At 71.7% G+C, this 13,586-nt stretch carries 9 protein-coding genes and 1 pseudogene; 7 read left to right on the top strand and 3 right to left on the bottom strand.

The genetic code is table 11. The features are described 5' to 3' along the window. Positions 1-227 (bottom strand): annotated as a pseudogene (locus ABZ854_RS34640) (MMPL family transporter); the annotation flags it as partial. 239 nt (positions 228-466) lie between these two features. Here ABZ854_RS34640 and ABZ854_RS34635 point away from each other — a divergent pair. The 3 genes from ABZ854_RS34635 (at position 467) to ABZ854_RS34625 (ending at position 4,257) form a co-directional block, all read left to right on the top strand. After that, on the top strand, positions 467-934 hold the full coding sequence (locus ABZ854_RS34635; RefSeq protein ID WP_361219279.1) for a hypothetical protein: 468 nt from the start codon (positions 467-469) through the stop codon (positions 932-934). A gap of 889 nt (positions 935-1,823) precedes the next feature. After that, positions 1,824-2,831, top strand: coding sequence for a serine hydrolase domain-containing protein (locus ABZ854_RS34630; protein WP_361219276.1), 1,008 nt, complete (start codon positions 1,824-1,826; stop codon positions 2,829-2,831). 193 nt (positions 2,832-3,024) lie between these two features. Then, a complete protein-coding gene (locus tag ABZ854_RS34625; RefSeq protein ID WP_361219273.1) occupies positions 3,025-4,257 on the top strand; it encodes a cytochrome P450 in 1,233 nt (410 codons plus the stop codon). Between the two features lie 155 nt (positions 4,258-4,412). Here the strand turns inward: ABZ854_RS34625 and ABZ854_RS34620 are convergent, their stop codons facing one another. Continuing rightward, positions 4,413-5,903: a helix-turn-helix domain-containing protein gene (locus ABZ854_RS34620; protein WP_361219284.1), complete on the bottom strand. Its 1,491-nt coding sequence runs from the start codon at positions 5,901-5,903 to the stop codon at positions 4,413-4,415. 431 nt (positions 5,904-6,334) lie between these two features. On the opposite strand from ABZ854_RS34620, the gene ABZ854_RS34615 reads away from it, so the two are divergent. The 3 genes from ABZ854_RS34615 (at position 6,335) to ABZ854_RS34605 (ending at position 9,209) form a co-directional block, all read left to right on the top strand. Further along, the gene (locus tag ABZ854_RS34615) at positions 6,335-6,955 is read left to right on the top strand and encodes an L-threonylcarbamoyladenylate synthase (RefSeq protein ID WP_361219271.1); all 621 of its coding nucleotides are present in this window, start codon (positions 6,335-6,337) and stop codon (positions 6,953-6,955) included. Positions 6,956-7,081: 126 nt separating this feature from the next. Continuing rightward, on the top strand, positions 7,082-7,837 hold the full coding sequence (locus tag ABZ854_RS34610) for a dienelactone hydrolase family protein (protein WP_361219269.1): 756 nt from the start codon (positions 7,082-7,084) through the stop codon (positions 7,835-7,837). A gap of 172 nt (positions 7,838-8,009) precedes the next feature. Then, positions 8,010-9,209, top strand: coding sequence for a glycoside hydrolase family 64 protein (locus ABZ854_RS34605; RefSeq protein ID WP_361219266.1), 1,200 nt, complete (start codon positions 8,010-8,012; stop codon positions 9,207-9,209). A gap of 95 nt (positions 9,210-9,304) precedes the next feature. On the opposite strand, the gene ABZ854_RS34600 is transcribed toward ABZ854_RS34605, so the two are convergent. Further along, a complete protein-coding gene (locus ABZ854_RS34600; protein WP_361219263.1) occupies positions 9,305-11,713 on the bottom strand; it encodes a M4 family metallopeptidase in 2,409 nt (802 codons plus the stop codon). A 352-nt stretch (positions 11,714-12,065) separates the two neighbouring features. Here ABZ854_RS34600 and ABZ854_RS34595 point away from each other — a divergent pair, with 352 nt between their 5' ends. Continuing rightward, a complete protein-coding gene (locus ABZ854_RS34595) occupies positions 12,066-13,571 on the top strand; it encodes a metallophosphoesterase (RefSeq protein ID WP_361219260.1) in 1,506 nt (501 codons plus the stop codon). Positions 13,572-13,586: the final 15 nt, after the last annotated feature.

The following is a 13,586-nucleotide window of genomic DNA, read 5'->3' as shown; positions in this document are numbered from 1 at the left end:
AACGCGGCGAACACGCTCACCATGATCAGGGCGGCGCAGGTGATGATCCGGGCGGTGATCTCCAGGGCGTGGGCGACCGCGGCCTTGGCGTCCTGGGTGCGCATCCAGGCCTCGTGCACGCGGGACAGCAGGAAGATCTCGTAGTCCATGCTGAGGCCGAAGATGATGGCGAACATCATCATCGGCACGTAGCTCTCGATGGGCACCTTGCCGTGGACGCCGAGCGCGAGCCCCTCGACCTGTCCTCTCGGACCAGCACGATCCCGCCGGGGTCGCATCCCCGAGCGGCCGGGCGGTGCTCGGGATTGGAACGGGTCCGTTCAAACGCCAGGCCTCGCCACCCCTTCCGCGAAGTAGAAATATCTACCAGCATGCATATGCCCGGGTTGGCAGGCAGCCGCACCAGATGCCCGGTCGCAGCCGTTTCCCCGCGCCCCTGTCGGTCGACGATCCCCCGGAGCAGTGCATGACGAACACGATGTGGATGCGGGGCGTGGAGTGGCTCGCCGCGGCGGCCGCCGACCCGCGCGCCTGCAAGTGGGAGTGGGACCACGGCGCGGGGGTCGCCCTGCTGGCGGCGGGCCGCTACTGGGACGTGCTGAGCGTGCCGGACCGGCTCGGCCTGCTCACCCTGGACCTGTTGTGGCAGCCCGCGCGACCGGTCCCCGGTCCGACCCTGGTGGACGCCTCCGCGGGCCGGGTCGGCTTCTTCCTGCCGCCGGACCCGTCCGGGACGTGGGTGGGGGACGGGCTCCGGTACGCGACGAGGGGCGCCTGGGTGGCCGTACCGCCGCCGTACCGCCCCACGCGCGCCCTGGAGTGGCTGGTCCCGCCCGACGGCAGTGGCAGGCTGCACGCGCCCGGTGCGCTGGAGGAGGCGCTGCGCCGGGCCAACGGAACCCTGGCCGTGCTCGCGCCGCTGTGCGAGCAGTAGCGCGTGTCAGGGGAGGCCGGACCGTTACGACCCGAGCGTGCGGAACCCGTGAACGAGGCCCACAGCGCGTCCCGTTCGGCGGGCACGGTCCGTCCCTCGGCCCACCGTTCGGCGACGAGCCGGGCGTAGATGGGTTCGCGGGTGCGCAGCGCGTGAGCCGGTCCGGGGCGGGTGCGGGGCGACGTGACCGGGTCCTGCGGACGCGGGAACAGGGAGGGCGCGGGGCGCTCCGCGTGCGCCGGGCGGTGGGTGGCGTCCAGGTGTGCAGTGGCTGCGGGGTGATCCGGGCGCTCCGCGTGCTCCTCCACGGGCTCCGGGCGGTCGGTGCGGTCCGGGTGCCCGGCACGGTCCGCGCGCTCCGGGCGATCCATGCGGTTCATGCCGGGGCAACGCCAGGGGTGCCCCGCCGGTACGCCCGGTGCCGCGTGCTCACCGGGTCGGGTGAGCGCACCGCCAGGACGGGGTGTTCCGCCCGTCCGACAAGCATCCCACGAGGAGGGGGCAGCCTCCGGTACGGCGCCCCCGGCGGCCCGCGTCCGCCGACGGGCAGCACCGGGAGCGCGCTCCTATGCTGGTCGGGTCAGGGCTCCGACGTCTCGCCACCGCACGTCCGGTCATCACGTGCTTGGAGTCAGCCCATGTCCCGTTCTTCCCCCCGTCCGCGCAAAGAAGTCGCCGCGGCCGTCCTCGCGGGCGCCCTGCTGCTGCCGCTCGCCTCGGCTCCTGCCTGGGCGGCACCGGCCCGGTCCCCGCGGCCTTCGCCACCGCCGGCTCGCCCTCGCCCTCACCGTCCCCGTCGGGCACGGCCGTCCGCGACCTCACCCCGGCCGTGGCACGCCAAGTCGGCGCCGCCGTAAGCAAGGTGATGCACGAGGCGAACGTCCCCGGCGTGAGCGTCGACATCCGGACGCCGGGCCAGAGCGCCTACGTCCACTCGTTCGGCGTCGCCGACAAGAGCAACGGCCGTACGATGTCGCCCGATCTGTACATGCGGATCGGCAGCGAGACCAAGACGTTCACGGTGTCGGCGCTGCTGCAACTGGTCGACCAGGGCAAGGTCGACCTGGACGACACGATCGGCAAGTACGTCGACGGCATCCCCAACGGGAACAAGATCACGCTTCGGCAGCTCGCGGAGATGCGCAGCGGCCTGTTCAACTATTCCGAGGACGAAGGCTTCTTCAAGGCACTGACCTCCGATCCGCAACGCCCGTTCACCCCGCAGCAGTTGCTGGACTACAGCTTCAAGCATCCGGTGCTGTTCCCGCCGGGGCAGAAGTTCTACTACTGCAACACCGACCTCATCCTCCTCGGCCTGGTCGTCGAGAAGGAGAGCGGGCAGAAACTCGGGGACTACATCCACCAGCACGTCCTGAACCCGGCCGGCCTCAAGCAGAGGCTGTTCCCGACGGGCAACGAGTTCCCCACCCCGCACTCGCAGGGCTACACCGATCAGACGGCCGACGGCAAGGTGGCCGACACCGCCGACTGGAACCCCTCGTGGGGCTGGGCGGCCGGCGCCACGATCTCGACACTCGACGACCTGCACACCTGGTCGCGCACGGTGGCCACCGGTGTGTTCCCGGACGGCAGCCGGATGGTGAGCGCGGCCACCCAGAAGGAGCGGCTCACCACACCGCCCACGCCGATCGCCGGCTCCGGGTACGGGCTGGGCATCTTCAACGTGCAGGGCTGGATCGGGCACAACGGCTCGCTGCCGGGCTACGAGTCCCTCACCGTCTACCTGCCGTCCACGCAGACGAGCCTGGTGGTGGTGCTCAACACCGACATCAACCACAACGGGAGCGAACCGAGCACCGTGTTCGGCGAGGCCATCACGAAGATCATCTCGCCGGACCACGTGTTCAACCTGCCCGCGGAACCGGCGGCCAGGTAACCGGGTCGGACCTCGGCGGACAGCGCACCGAGCCCGAGCGGACGTTCACGGACCTTCGGGTTTGCGCTCAAAACCCGGTACGACTCGGCCAGATTCGGCCCCGAATGGTGCCGCACCCGTCGATCTAGGCCGACGACGGGGTCTACTGGCTGGGACCGCCCCAGGAGAGGGCCGACCAGCCAGGAGACCCGTCGTGACCGTCACCGACCGCATCGCCCTCGACCCGTTCGGCACCGACCTGGCCGCCGAGAGCGCGCGGTTGCGCGCTCTCGGCCCGGTGGTGCCCGTGGAACTGCCGGGCGGCATCCCCGCCTGGGCGCCGACGGGCCACGAGGTCCTCAGGAACCTGATGCTCGACCCGAGGGTCAGCAAGGACGCGCGGCTGCACTGGCGGCTGTGGCCCGAGGTGGGCCAACACCCCGCCTGGAGCTGGATCGTGAACTGGGTGGGCGTGGTCAACATGCTCTCCACCTACGGCCCCGACCACGCCCGGCTGCGCAAGCTGGTGGCCCCCAGCTTCACGCTCCGGCGCACCGAGGCGATGCGCCCCCGGGTCGCCGCCATCACCGCCGGCCTGCTCGACGCGGTGCACGCCGAGGGCGCCGGCGGCGGTGTGGTCGACCTGCGGGCCGGGCTCGCGCATCCGCTACCGATGCGGATGATCTGCGAACTGCTCGGTGTGCCCGACGCGTTGTGGTCCGACGCGGCCAGCCTGATCGCCGACGTCATGGACACCTCCGACCAGAGTCCCGAGCACGCGGCGTCCGTTGCCGAGCGCATCGGCACGGTGCTCGGCGCGCTCATCGCGTACCGGCGGGAGAACCCGGCCGACGACATGACGACGGAGCTGATCCGGGTCCGGGACGAGGAGGGCGGCCGGCTCGGCGACCAGGAGCTGCTGCACACGCTGCTGCTGGTGGTCGGGGCCGGCTTCGAGACCACGGTCAATCTCATCGGCAACGCGGTCGTCGCCCTGCTGACCCACCCCGAGCAGCTGGCCGCGGTGCGCTCCGGCGCGATCGGCTGGGACGCGGTGGTGGACGAGACGCTGCGCGCGCACCCGTCGGTCTCGGCGCTGCCGCTGCGCTTCGCCGCCGAGGACCTGCGCGTCGGCGAGGTCACGATCCCGGCCGGCGACGCGATCATCACGACGTTCGGCGCGGCGGGCCTGGACCCCGCGCACTACGGCCCGGACGCGGACCGCTTCGACGCGGCCCGCGGGGCCGACGACCACCTCGCGTTCGGCATCGGCGTACACCGCTGCGTCGGGGCGCCGCTGGCCCGGATGGAAGCCCTGACCGCGCTGCCGGCGCTGTTCGACCGCTTCCCGGAACTGTCCCTGGCCGTCAAGCCGGACGAACTGCGTCAGGTGCCGTCGTTCATCGCCCACGGCTGGCAGGAGATCCCGGTCCGGCTGCACGGGTGAGGGGTCCGGTACGCCGGTGACCGGTGAGGGTGCACGGGGGACCGGTGGCGGTGCGACCGGTCCCCCGTTCCGGTCGCACCCCACGGAACGCCGAACCTACGTCTGACGCGGCGCCGGGGGTACCGCACCGCTGCCCGCCACACCGCCCGGAGGGCTCACCCGTGCACAGGTGAGTCCGGTTGTTCCCGGTTCGCCCGGCCGAGGGCCGGTACGGCGACGGCACCGGTGGCCAGATGGGCGAGCACGACCTCGTACAGGTCGGTGCCCGCGGTGAGCAGGTGCCGCTCCAGGACCGGTTCGGCGGCGCGGACGTGCTCGCGGACGGTCTGGGCGTGCAATCCGCGCTCCTGCGCGGCGCGTTCGGCGTTCGCCCCGGCGGAGATCCAGGCTCGCAGGGTGCCCCGCAGGTCGCGGCCGTCGGCGTCCAGGCGGCCGAGGAGGTTCGCGGCCCAGGCGCGGAGGGTGCCCTGGCCGAGGAGGTCGTCCAGCCGGACCGGGTCCGGCCCGCCGGGGACCACCCCGGAGGCACCGTGCGGGCTGTCCGGGGCGGTCACTCCGGGGTCGTACGGGCCGTGCGTGGCCTCGGTGTTGAGGGCGAGGTGGGAGGCGGCGCGGGCGGCCAGGTCGGAGAAGCGCGTGCCGAGCAGCGTCTCGACGCGGTCCATGCGGGCGCGGACGGTGTTGCGGCTGACCCCGAGGACCTTCGCCGCGTTCACCGCGGTGAACTCCAGTCCCAGCCGGGTGGTGGCCAGCAGTTCGGCACGGGTGTGGTGGGGCAGCGTGTCCAGCGGGCGCAGCAGGCCGGCGGACCAGGCGCGCAGGGCGGCGGGGTCCAGCAGTCGTTCGGGGTGGGTGCGCTCGGCGTAGACGGCGGCGCGGTCCGGGCGGAAGCGGGCGACGGCCAGGGCGCTGACGGCCTGTCCGTAGGCGGAGGCGGTCCGGGCGAGGCTCTGGCGGAGGCTGCCGCCCAGGTAGGTGCCCGGCCGGCCGTCGACCAGTCCGCCCAGCCGCTCCCCCACCACGGACGCGGGACCGAGGACGATCACATGGCCGTCCATCGCGGGACAGCGCACGACGAGGGCCTGGCCGTCGGTGAGGTCCTGGCACTCGTCGGCGATCCGGTCGCGGTCGGCGGGGGCGCCCTCGACGACGTAGACGCGCGCGCTGTTCGCCTCCAGCAGGCCCGGCCACAGACCGGCGGCGACCCGGCGGGCGGAGACGGTGTCCTCGACCATGAGCAGTTGCAGGATCGCCAGCCGCAGATCGGCGGCGGCCCGCCGCAGTTGCCGTCCGGCCGCCGTCAGTTCCGCTTCCCTGAGCAGGAGTTCGAGGACGCCCGCGGTGTGGGTGACGATATCCGCGGCGCGCCGGTCGAAGGGGGCGGTCCGGCCGACGGCGAGCACCGCTCCCGGTTCGGGGTGGCGAAGGCCGACCATGCGGACGTGACGGGTGCCGTCGTCCAGGGCGGCGGCGGAGATCCTGCCGGTGACGACGTCCGCGACGACGGCTTCGTCCAGCGGCAGGTCTTCTCCGGCGAGGAGGCCGCCGTGCGCGTCCTGGAGGCGGACGGTCGCCCCGACGGTCCGCGCGAGCCAGGCGACGACCCTGCGCGGGTCCCGGGCGGCCGGGCGCAGCAGGTCGAGCAGCTGTGCCGCCCAGGCCTCGTCCCGGGGCTGCGCGTCCGGGGGCTGCTGGTGCGTCCCCTCCTGGGCTCTGCCGGTCACCCCGCCTCTCCTCGTCCTCACGGCCTCTCCTGCGGATCAGGCCTGGTCCGAATGACAGATCCTAGCGCTGACCTCGGCGTACACGTCCGGACGTCCCCCCGGCAACCGGCCCCCGGTCGCCCGACGGCCGGCGGACATGGCTCCGCCGGCGGCCCGGGGGGGGTGGGCCGCCGGCGGCTGTGCCAGGCCCGGGGCGGGGGGATGCTCCGGGCGGCTCAGGAGTCGGATGCCCCCGATTCCGGGAAGTACGCACAGAATTTTCTGCGCACAGGAATCCCAAGGCGGTCCGCGAGCGTGCCCCCGACTCTGGCGTGGATGCGCCCGGCGCACCCGGTACGGCATAAGCTCGGTGAATGGCGAAGTACTTCGACGTGCACCCCGAGAACCCGCAGCCGCGCAGCATCGCGCAGGTCGCCGACGCGGTGCGGGAGGGGGCGCTCATCGCATACCCGACCGACTCCTGTTACGCGCTGGGCTGCAAGCTGGGCAGCAAGGACGGCATGGACCGGATCCGCTCGATCCGCCGGCTCGACGACCGGCACCACTTCACGCTGATGTGCCGGGACTTCGCCCAGCTCGGCCAGTTCGTGCGGGTCGACAACGACGTGTTCCGGGCCGTGAAGGCGTCGACCCCCGGCAGTTACACCTTCATCCTCCCGGCCACCCGCGAGGTGCCGCGCAAACTGCTGCACCCGAAGAAGAAGACCGTGGGCGTACGGATCCCCGACCACGTCGTCACCCAGGCGCTGCTGGCCGAGCTGGGCGAGCCGCTGCTGTCCAGCACGCTGCTGCTGCCGGACGAGGAGGAGCCGATGACCCAGGGCTGGGAGATCAAGGACCTGCTCGACCACATGGTCGACGCGGTGGTGGACTCCGGGGACTGCGGGACCGAGCCCACCACGGTCGTGGACTTCTCCGGGGGCGAGGCCGAGATCGTCCGGCACGGCGCGGGAGACACCGCCCGGTTCGAATGAGGTGTGCCGGGGCCTCCTGGTCCAGGGCCTCTCGCCGGGATCTTGCGTGGCAGCATGGGGCGTACCCGTGGCACCGGGGCGGGTTCCCGTCCCGTGCCGCCGACCGTCCGAGGAGGCTCCCCGCCCATGACCGCCGTACAGGGCACGACCGTCGAGATTCCCACCGGGGACGGCACCGCCGACGCCTACCTGGCCCGCCCCGCCGACGGGAAGCCGCGTCCGGGCGTGCTGCTCTACCAGGACGCCTACGGACTACGGCCGCACCTGCGGGCGATGGCCGACCGGCTGGCCGGCGCCGGCTACACCGTCCTGGTGCCGAACGTCTTCTACCGCAAGGGCCGGGCTCCCGTCGTGGACCTCCCGGAGTTCATCGACCCGTCGGCCGACCCGACCATCTGGCAGCGGCTCAGCCCGCTGCTGCGGACGCTGACTCCGGAACGGACCGCGCGGGACGCCGACGCGTACCTGGGGTGGCTGGCCGACAGCCCGCTCGTCGCCGACGGGCCGGTGGCGCTGACCGGCTACTGCATGGGCGCCCGGCTCGCCCTGCGGACGGCGGCCACGCACCCCGGCCGGGTGGCGGCCGCGGCGGGCTTCCACGGCGGGCGGCTCGCGACCGACGACCCGGACAGCCCGCACCTCGGTGCCGAACACATCACCGCCGAGCTGTACTTCGGCCACGCCGACCGGGACGCCTCCCTGCCCGAGGAGCAGATGCGGCGTCTGGAGGACGCCCTGACCGCCGCCGGGGTGCGGCACACCTGCGAGGTCTATCCGGACGCGCCCCACGGCTACACCCAGGCCGACACGAACGCGTACCAGCGGGAGGGCGACGAGCGCCACTGGGCGGCGCTGCTCGACCTGTTGAAGCGCACCTTCTGACTGCTGAAGCGCACGTTCTGACCCGTTTTCCCGGCGTCCGCCGGTGCGGACGCCGTACGGATCCGGCCGAACTCATTGACATGAACGTGCCCCGACCACGACTCTGAGAGCGCTCTCAACAACAGGTACGGACCAATATCCGTACCACCCCGACCCCACACGGAGGTGGAGAGTGCTCAAGAGACTGATACGTCCCGCGCTGCCCGTCGCCGCAGCAGCGGCCCTGGTCGGCGCGCTGCTCACGCTGGGCACGCCGGACCGGGCCGGCGCCGCCGTCCCGGACACCATTCCGCTGAAGATCACCAACAACTCGGGCCGCTCCGACCCGGTGTACGTCTACGACCTCGGCACCCAGCTGTCGTCGGGCCGGCAGGGCTGGGCGGACGCGAGCGGCGGCTTCCACGCCTGGCCGGCCGGCGGCAACCCGCCGACGCCCGCACCGGACGCGGCGATCACCGGCCCGGCCGCCGGGCAGTCGAAGACGATCCGCATCCCGAAGTTCTCGGGCCGGATCTACTTCTCCTACGGCCAGAAGCTGGTGTTCAAGCTGACCACGGGCGGTCTGGTGCAGCCCGCTGTGCAGAACCCCAGCGACCCCAACCGGAACATCCTGTTCAACTGGTCGGAGTACACGCTGAACGACTCCGGGCTGTTCATCAACAGCACCCAGGTGGACATGTTCTCGGCGCCGTACGCGGTCGGGGTGCAGCGCGCCGACGGCGGCGTGAGCAGCACCGGACATCTCAAGTCCGGCGGCTACACCGGGTTCTTCAACGCGCTGCGCGGCCGGCCGGGCGGCTGGGCCGGTCTGATCCAGACCCGTTCCGACGGCACCGTCCTGCGCGCACTGTCCCCGCTGTACGGCGTCGAGACCGGGGCCCTGCCGGCGTCCGTGATGGACGACTACGTCAACCGGGTCTGGCAGAAGTACGCGACGTCGACGCTCACCGTCACGCCGTTCGCCGACCGGCCGGGCACCAAGTACTACGGCCGGGTCGCGGGGAACGTCATGAACTTCACCGACTCCTCCGGCGCGGTCGTGACCAGCTTCCAGAAGCCGGACGCGGACAGCGTCTTCGGCTGCCACAAGCTGCTGGACGCGCCGAACGACGCGGTGCGCGGGCCCATCTCCCGCACGCTGTGCGCCGGCTTCAACCGGTCGACGCTGCTGGTGAATCCGAACCAGCCGGACAGCTCGTCGGCGAACTTCTACCAGGACGCCGTGACGAACCAGTACGCGCGCGCGGTCCACGCGCAGATGGCCGACGGCAACGCCTACGCGTTCGCCTTCGACGACGTCGGCCACCACGAGTCGCTCGTCCACGACGGCAGCCCGCAGCAGGCGTACCTCACGCTGGATCCGCTGAGCTGACGACATGCGAGGTCCCGCGCGCGGACGGCTTCCGCGTGCGGGACCTCGTGTGTGTCAGGGTTCGGCGTGCGCCGGGGACCGGCGTGCGCCGGGTGTCAGCTGATCGCCAGGGCGGTGTCGTCCACGACGAAGCTGGTCTGGAGCGAGACGTCCTCGACGCCGTTGAACTTCAGCGTCACCGTCTGGCCCGCCAGCGAGGACAGGTCGAAGGACTTCTGGCTGTAGCCCGAGGCGGCGTTCAGGTTCGAGTACGTCGCCAGGGTCTTCGAACCCGCGGTCACCGTCAGCTTGTCGTACGCCGTGCTCGTGGTGTTCTCGGAGCTGTCGATGTGCAGGTAGAAGGTGAGCTTGGCCGTGCAGCCGGCCGGGATGGTCACCGACTGGGACAGGCTGTCGGTGTGCGAGCGGCCGTAGCCGTCCAGCCAGGCCTTGTACGACCCGCTGTGCGCGGCCTCACCGGAGTCGGTGGTGATGACCCCGCTCGTCGCCGTCCAGCCGGTGCTGCCCGACTCGAAGCCCGGGTTCTTCAGCAGCTGGGCCGAGGAGCAGCCGCCGCCGACCGGGTTGACCGTCCAGCTGAAGTTGGCCGTGCCGGTCTTCCCGGCCGAGTCGGTCACCGTGACGGTGGTGCTGGAGCTGCCCGCGGTGGTGGGCGTGCCGGAGATCAGACCGGTCGAGCTGTTGATCGACAGCCCGGCGGGCAGACCGGAGGCGCTGTAGCTCAGCGCACCGCTGTTGGTGCTGGAGGCGTTGATCTGCAGGCTCACCGCCGTGCCGACGGTCGAGGTCTGGCTGCCCGGGTTGGTGACCGTCACACCGCTGCTGGGCGGGTTGATGTGACTGCCCACGTTGATGCCGGCGAAGGCGTTGCCCACCCCGGCGTACTCGGTGGAGTTCTGGCCGTAGAGCGCGGCCGCGGCCTGGAGGGCGGCGTTGCGGGCGGCGGCGTAGTCGGTGCTGGACGTCATGTACGACGTCAGCGCCTTGTACCAGATCTGCAGCGCCTTGTCCCGGCCGATGCCGGTGACGGCGACGCCGTCGGAGGTCGGGCTGTTGTAGGTGACGCCGTTGATCACCTTGGTGCCGCTGCCCTCGGACAGCAGGTAGAACATGTGGTTGGCGGGGCCCGAGGAGTAGTGCACGTCCAGTCCGCCGACGCCGGAGTACCAGCTGTCGGCGGAGCCGCCGTCCTTGCTGGGCTTGTCCATGTAGCGCAGCGGGGTGCCGTCCCCGTTGATGTTGATCTTCTCGCCGATGAGGTAGTCACCGGGGTCGGAGGAGTTGTTGGCGTAGAACTCCACGCCGGTGCCGAAGATGTCGGAGGTGGCCTCGTTCAGGCCGCCCGACTCGCCGGTGTACTCCAGGCCGGCCGTGTTGGAGGTGACGCCGTGGCTCATCTCGTGGCCGGCGACGTCGAGCGCGGTCAGCGGGTCGTTGTTCCCGGAGCCGTCGCCGTAGGTCATGCAGAAGCAGCTGTCGTCCCAGAACGCGTTCACGTACGAGTTGCCGTAGTGCACGCGGGAGTAGGCGCCGACACCGTCGTTCTTGATGCCGCTGCGGCCGAACGTGTTCTTGTAGAAGTCCCAGGTCTCCTGGGCCCCGTAGTGCGCGTCGGCGCCCGCGGTGGCGGCGTTGGAGTTGGTGCCGTCGCCCCAGGTGTCGTTCGACTGCGAGAACAGCGAACCGGTGCCGGACGAACCGTGGTTGAGGTTGTACGTCTTGTGGCCGCCGCGCTGGTTGTCGGTCAGCGTGTACGTCGAGCCCGACTGGGCCGTCGTCAGGGACACCTGGCCGCTGTAGCGGGTGTTGCCGACGCCGGTCTCGATCGCCTGGTACCGGTACAGCTCCTTGCCGGTGGTGGCGTCGGTGATGACGTGCAGCCTGCTGGGCGTGCCGTCGTCCTGGAAGCCGCCGATCACGGTCTCCCAGGCCAGCTTCGGGGTGCCGTGGCCGGCCCAGATCACCTTGCGCGCGCTGTCGGCGCTCGCCTTGGACCCCGCGAGTGACTTGGCCGTCTTCAGCGCCTTGCTCTCGGCGGCGGACTTCGCGACGGTCGCGGTGGTCGAGGCGACCTGGATCCGGTGCTTGTTGTTGTACGTCGCGCTCACCGTGCCCGCGGCCAGGGAGGCGGGCGGGGTGTGCACGACGAGGTCGCCGCCGAGGACGGGCAGGCCGTCGTAGGTCCGCTCGTAACGGGTGTGCAGGGTGCCGTCGTTGTCCTTGACGACGTCCTTGACGACCAGCTTCTCCTTCGCGCCCAGCCCGAGGGTGCGGGCGGTCGCGGCGGTCTTGTCCTGGGCACTCTTCATGAGCGCCTGGTGCTGCGCCGGGGAGAGCTTGGCCTCCGTCGCACCGCTGTGCAGGGAGCCGGCCTGGGGAGCGGCCGGCTTGGCGGCGGCCGGGACCGCCTGCACGCCGATGGCGAGGAACGCCGCGGTGGAGAGCAGGGCGGCTCCTACCGTGGCCGGCTTGTGGGAAAGGCGTCTGTGGGGAAGGCGTCTCACTCGAATTCCTCCTGCTGCGGCCGCGGGTCAGCGGCCGGTGACAGACCGGGCAGACGGGTGTGCTGCCCGGGCGGAGCTGAGCTGTACGGGACCGTGATCCGTGAACACAACGTGGAGGATCAGCGAAGGGAGAATGACAGAATTGAACAGTCCATGCCACATAGAGTGACGTCAATCGAGGGTTTTCCCTATGGCGCGATAGGGACTGGTGCGACACACGAGCCGCCTCTCCGCCGGGCCCACGCGTTTTCCCGGCGCCCTGGAGGGCACGGCATGACGGGCCGTCAGCCGATGGGCAGTCGCGCGTACCCGCCCATCGCCCCTTGATCCGCTCGTTGTTACCGTTCACCGCGTGTCTGAATCCTCACGCGATACCGCGCAGGGCGCCGGCTGGGGGCCCGCCGAACCCGGTGTCTACCGGCAGTTGATGCCGGACCACGTCGAGAAGTTGTCGTGGCTGAATCCGCGGACCCTGTGGGCCGCGCGGAACGGGGTGCTGGCGTCCTGGTTCGGGGACCCCACCGGTCGTACCCGCGGTCGCTGGGTGGCCCGACGGGTCGCGGCCGGGGCCGGCGGCGACAAGGTGGTCCGGCGCGACGTGCCGGAACGGTTCTCCTTCATGGTGATCGGGGACACCGGGGAGGGCGACGCCTCGCAGTACGCCGTCGTCCCCGGGTTCCTGAGGGCCGGTGCGGGCACGGAGTTCGCGGTCATCGCCAGCGACGTGATCTATCCCGTCGGGGCCACCGACGACTACGGCACCAAGTTCTTCCGGCCGTACCAGGATTATCCCGCGCCGATATACGCGATACCGGGCAACCACGACTGGTACGAGGACCTGGGCGCGTTCATGCGGGTCTTCTGCGGCGAGACCGCCTCCGCCCTCGACGCCGAGTCCCGGCCACGGGCGCTGACCCGGGCGTGGTGGCGCACGCTGCTCTGGCACCGGCCGCGCCCCGCTGACGAGGAACTCCTCGCCACCGCACGGGAGTTGCGGGCAGCGCCGGGCCAGCTGGCGTTGCAGCCGGGGCCGTACTGGGCCCTCGACGCCGGACCCGTCCGGATCGTCGGCATCGACACCGGGCTGCTGGGCACGATCGACGCCGAGCAGGGCGCCTGGCTGCGCGAGGCGTCACGCGGGCCGAAGCCGAAGATCCTCGTCACCGGCTCCCCGCTGTACGTGGACGGCGAGCACCACCCCTGCGCCATCGAGGGCGGCGGCACCGTCGACGAGATCGTCCGCGACCCGGACCACCACTACGTGGCCGCGATCGGCGGGGACATCCACAACTACCAGCGCTATCCCGTCGACGTGGACGGCCGCACCGTGCAGTACGTGGTCGCGGGCGGCGGCGGGGCGTTCATGCACGCCACGCACACGATCCCCCGCGTCTCGGTGGGAGGCGTCACCGAACCCGACTTCCGCTGCTACCCGTTGCGCGGGGACTCGCTGGCCTTCTACAGCCGGCTGTACGGCCACCGGCTCCGGCTGCGCCGCTTCTTCACCCTCACCGAGGCCGAGGCGACGGCCGTCGTCGCCGAGCGGCTCGGGACCGAGCCCGGCCGGGCGCCGGGACCCGACGTCCGCGTCACCCGGCGCACCCGGCTGGTGGCGACCCTGCTGGGGGCCGGGGGCCGGCCGGACCGCACCTCACGGGTCCGGCTGCCCGTGCGCAAGATCTACACCCGGCTGTTCTCCCCCGGCTCGGCCACCTACAGCCCGCCGTTCTTCAAGTGCTTCCTGCGCCTGGACGTCAGCCCGGAGGCGGTGCGGCTGCGCTGCTTCGCCGCGACCGGCAACCGGGCCCAGGAACTCGACCCGCCCGTCGAGGACGAGGTCGTCATTCCGCTGGACTGAACGCCCCCGGGCCCG

The organism is Streptomyces sp. NPDC047028, assembly GCF_040644095.1.
Taxonomy (GTDB): Bacteria; Actinomycetota; Actinomycetes; order Streptomycetales; family Streptomycetaceae; genus Streptomyces.
This window is presented reverse-complemented; position numbering and strand designations above follow the sequence as displayed.

Coding starts and splice junctions, on each gene's coding strand:
- ABZ854_RS34635 (WP_361219279.1), top strand. CDS start 467: ATGACGAACACGATGTGGATGCGGGGCGTGGAGTGGCTCGCCGCGGCG.
- ABZ854_RS34615 (WP_361219271.1), top strand. CDS start 6,335: ATGGCGAAGTACTTCGACGTGCACCCCGAGAACCCGCAGCCGCGCAGC.
- ABZ854_RS34610 (WP_361219269.1), top strand. CDS start 7,082: ATGACCGCCGTACAGGGCACGACCGTCGAGATTCCCACCGGGGACGGC.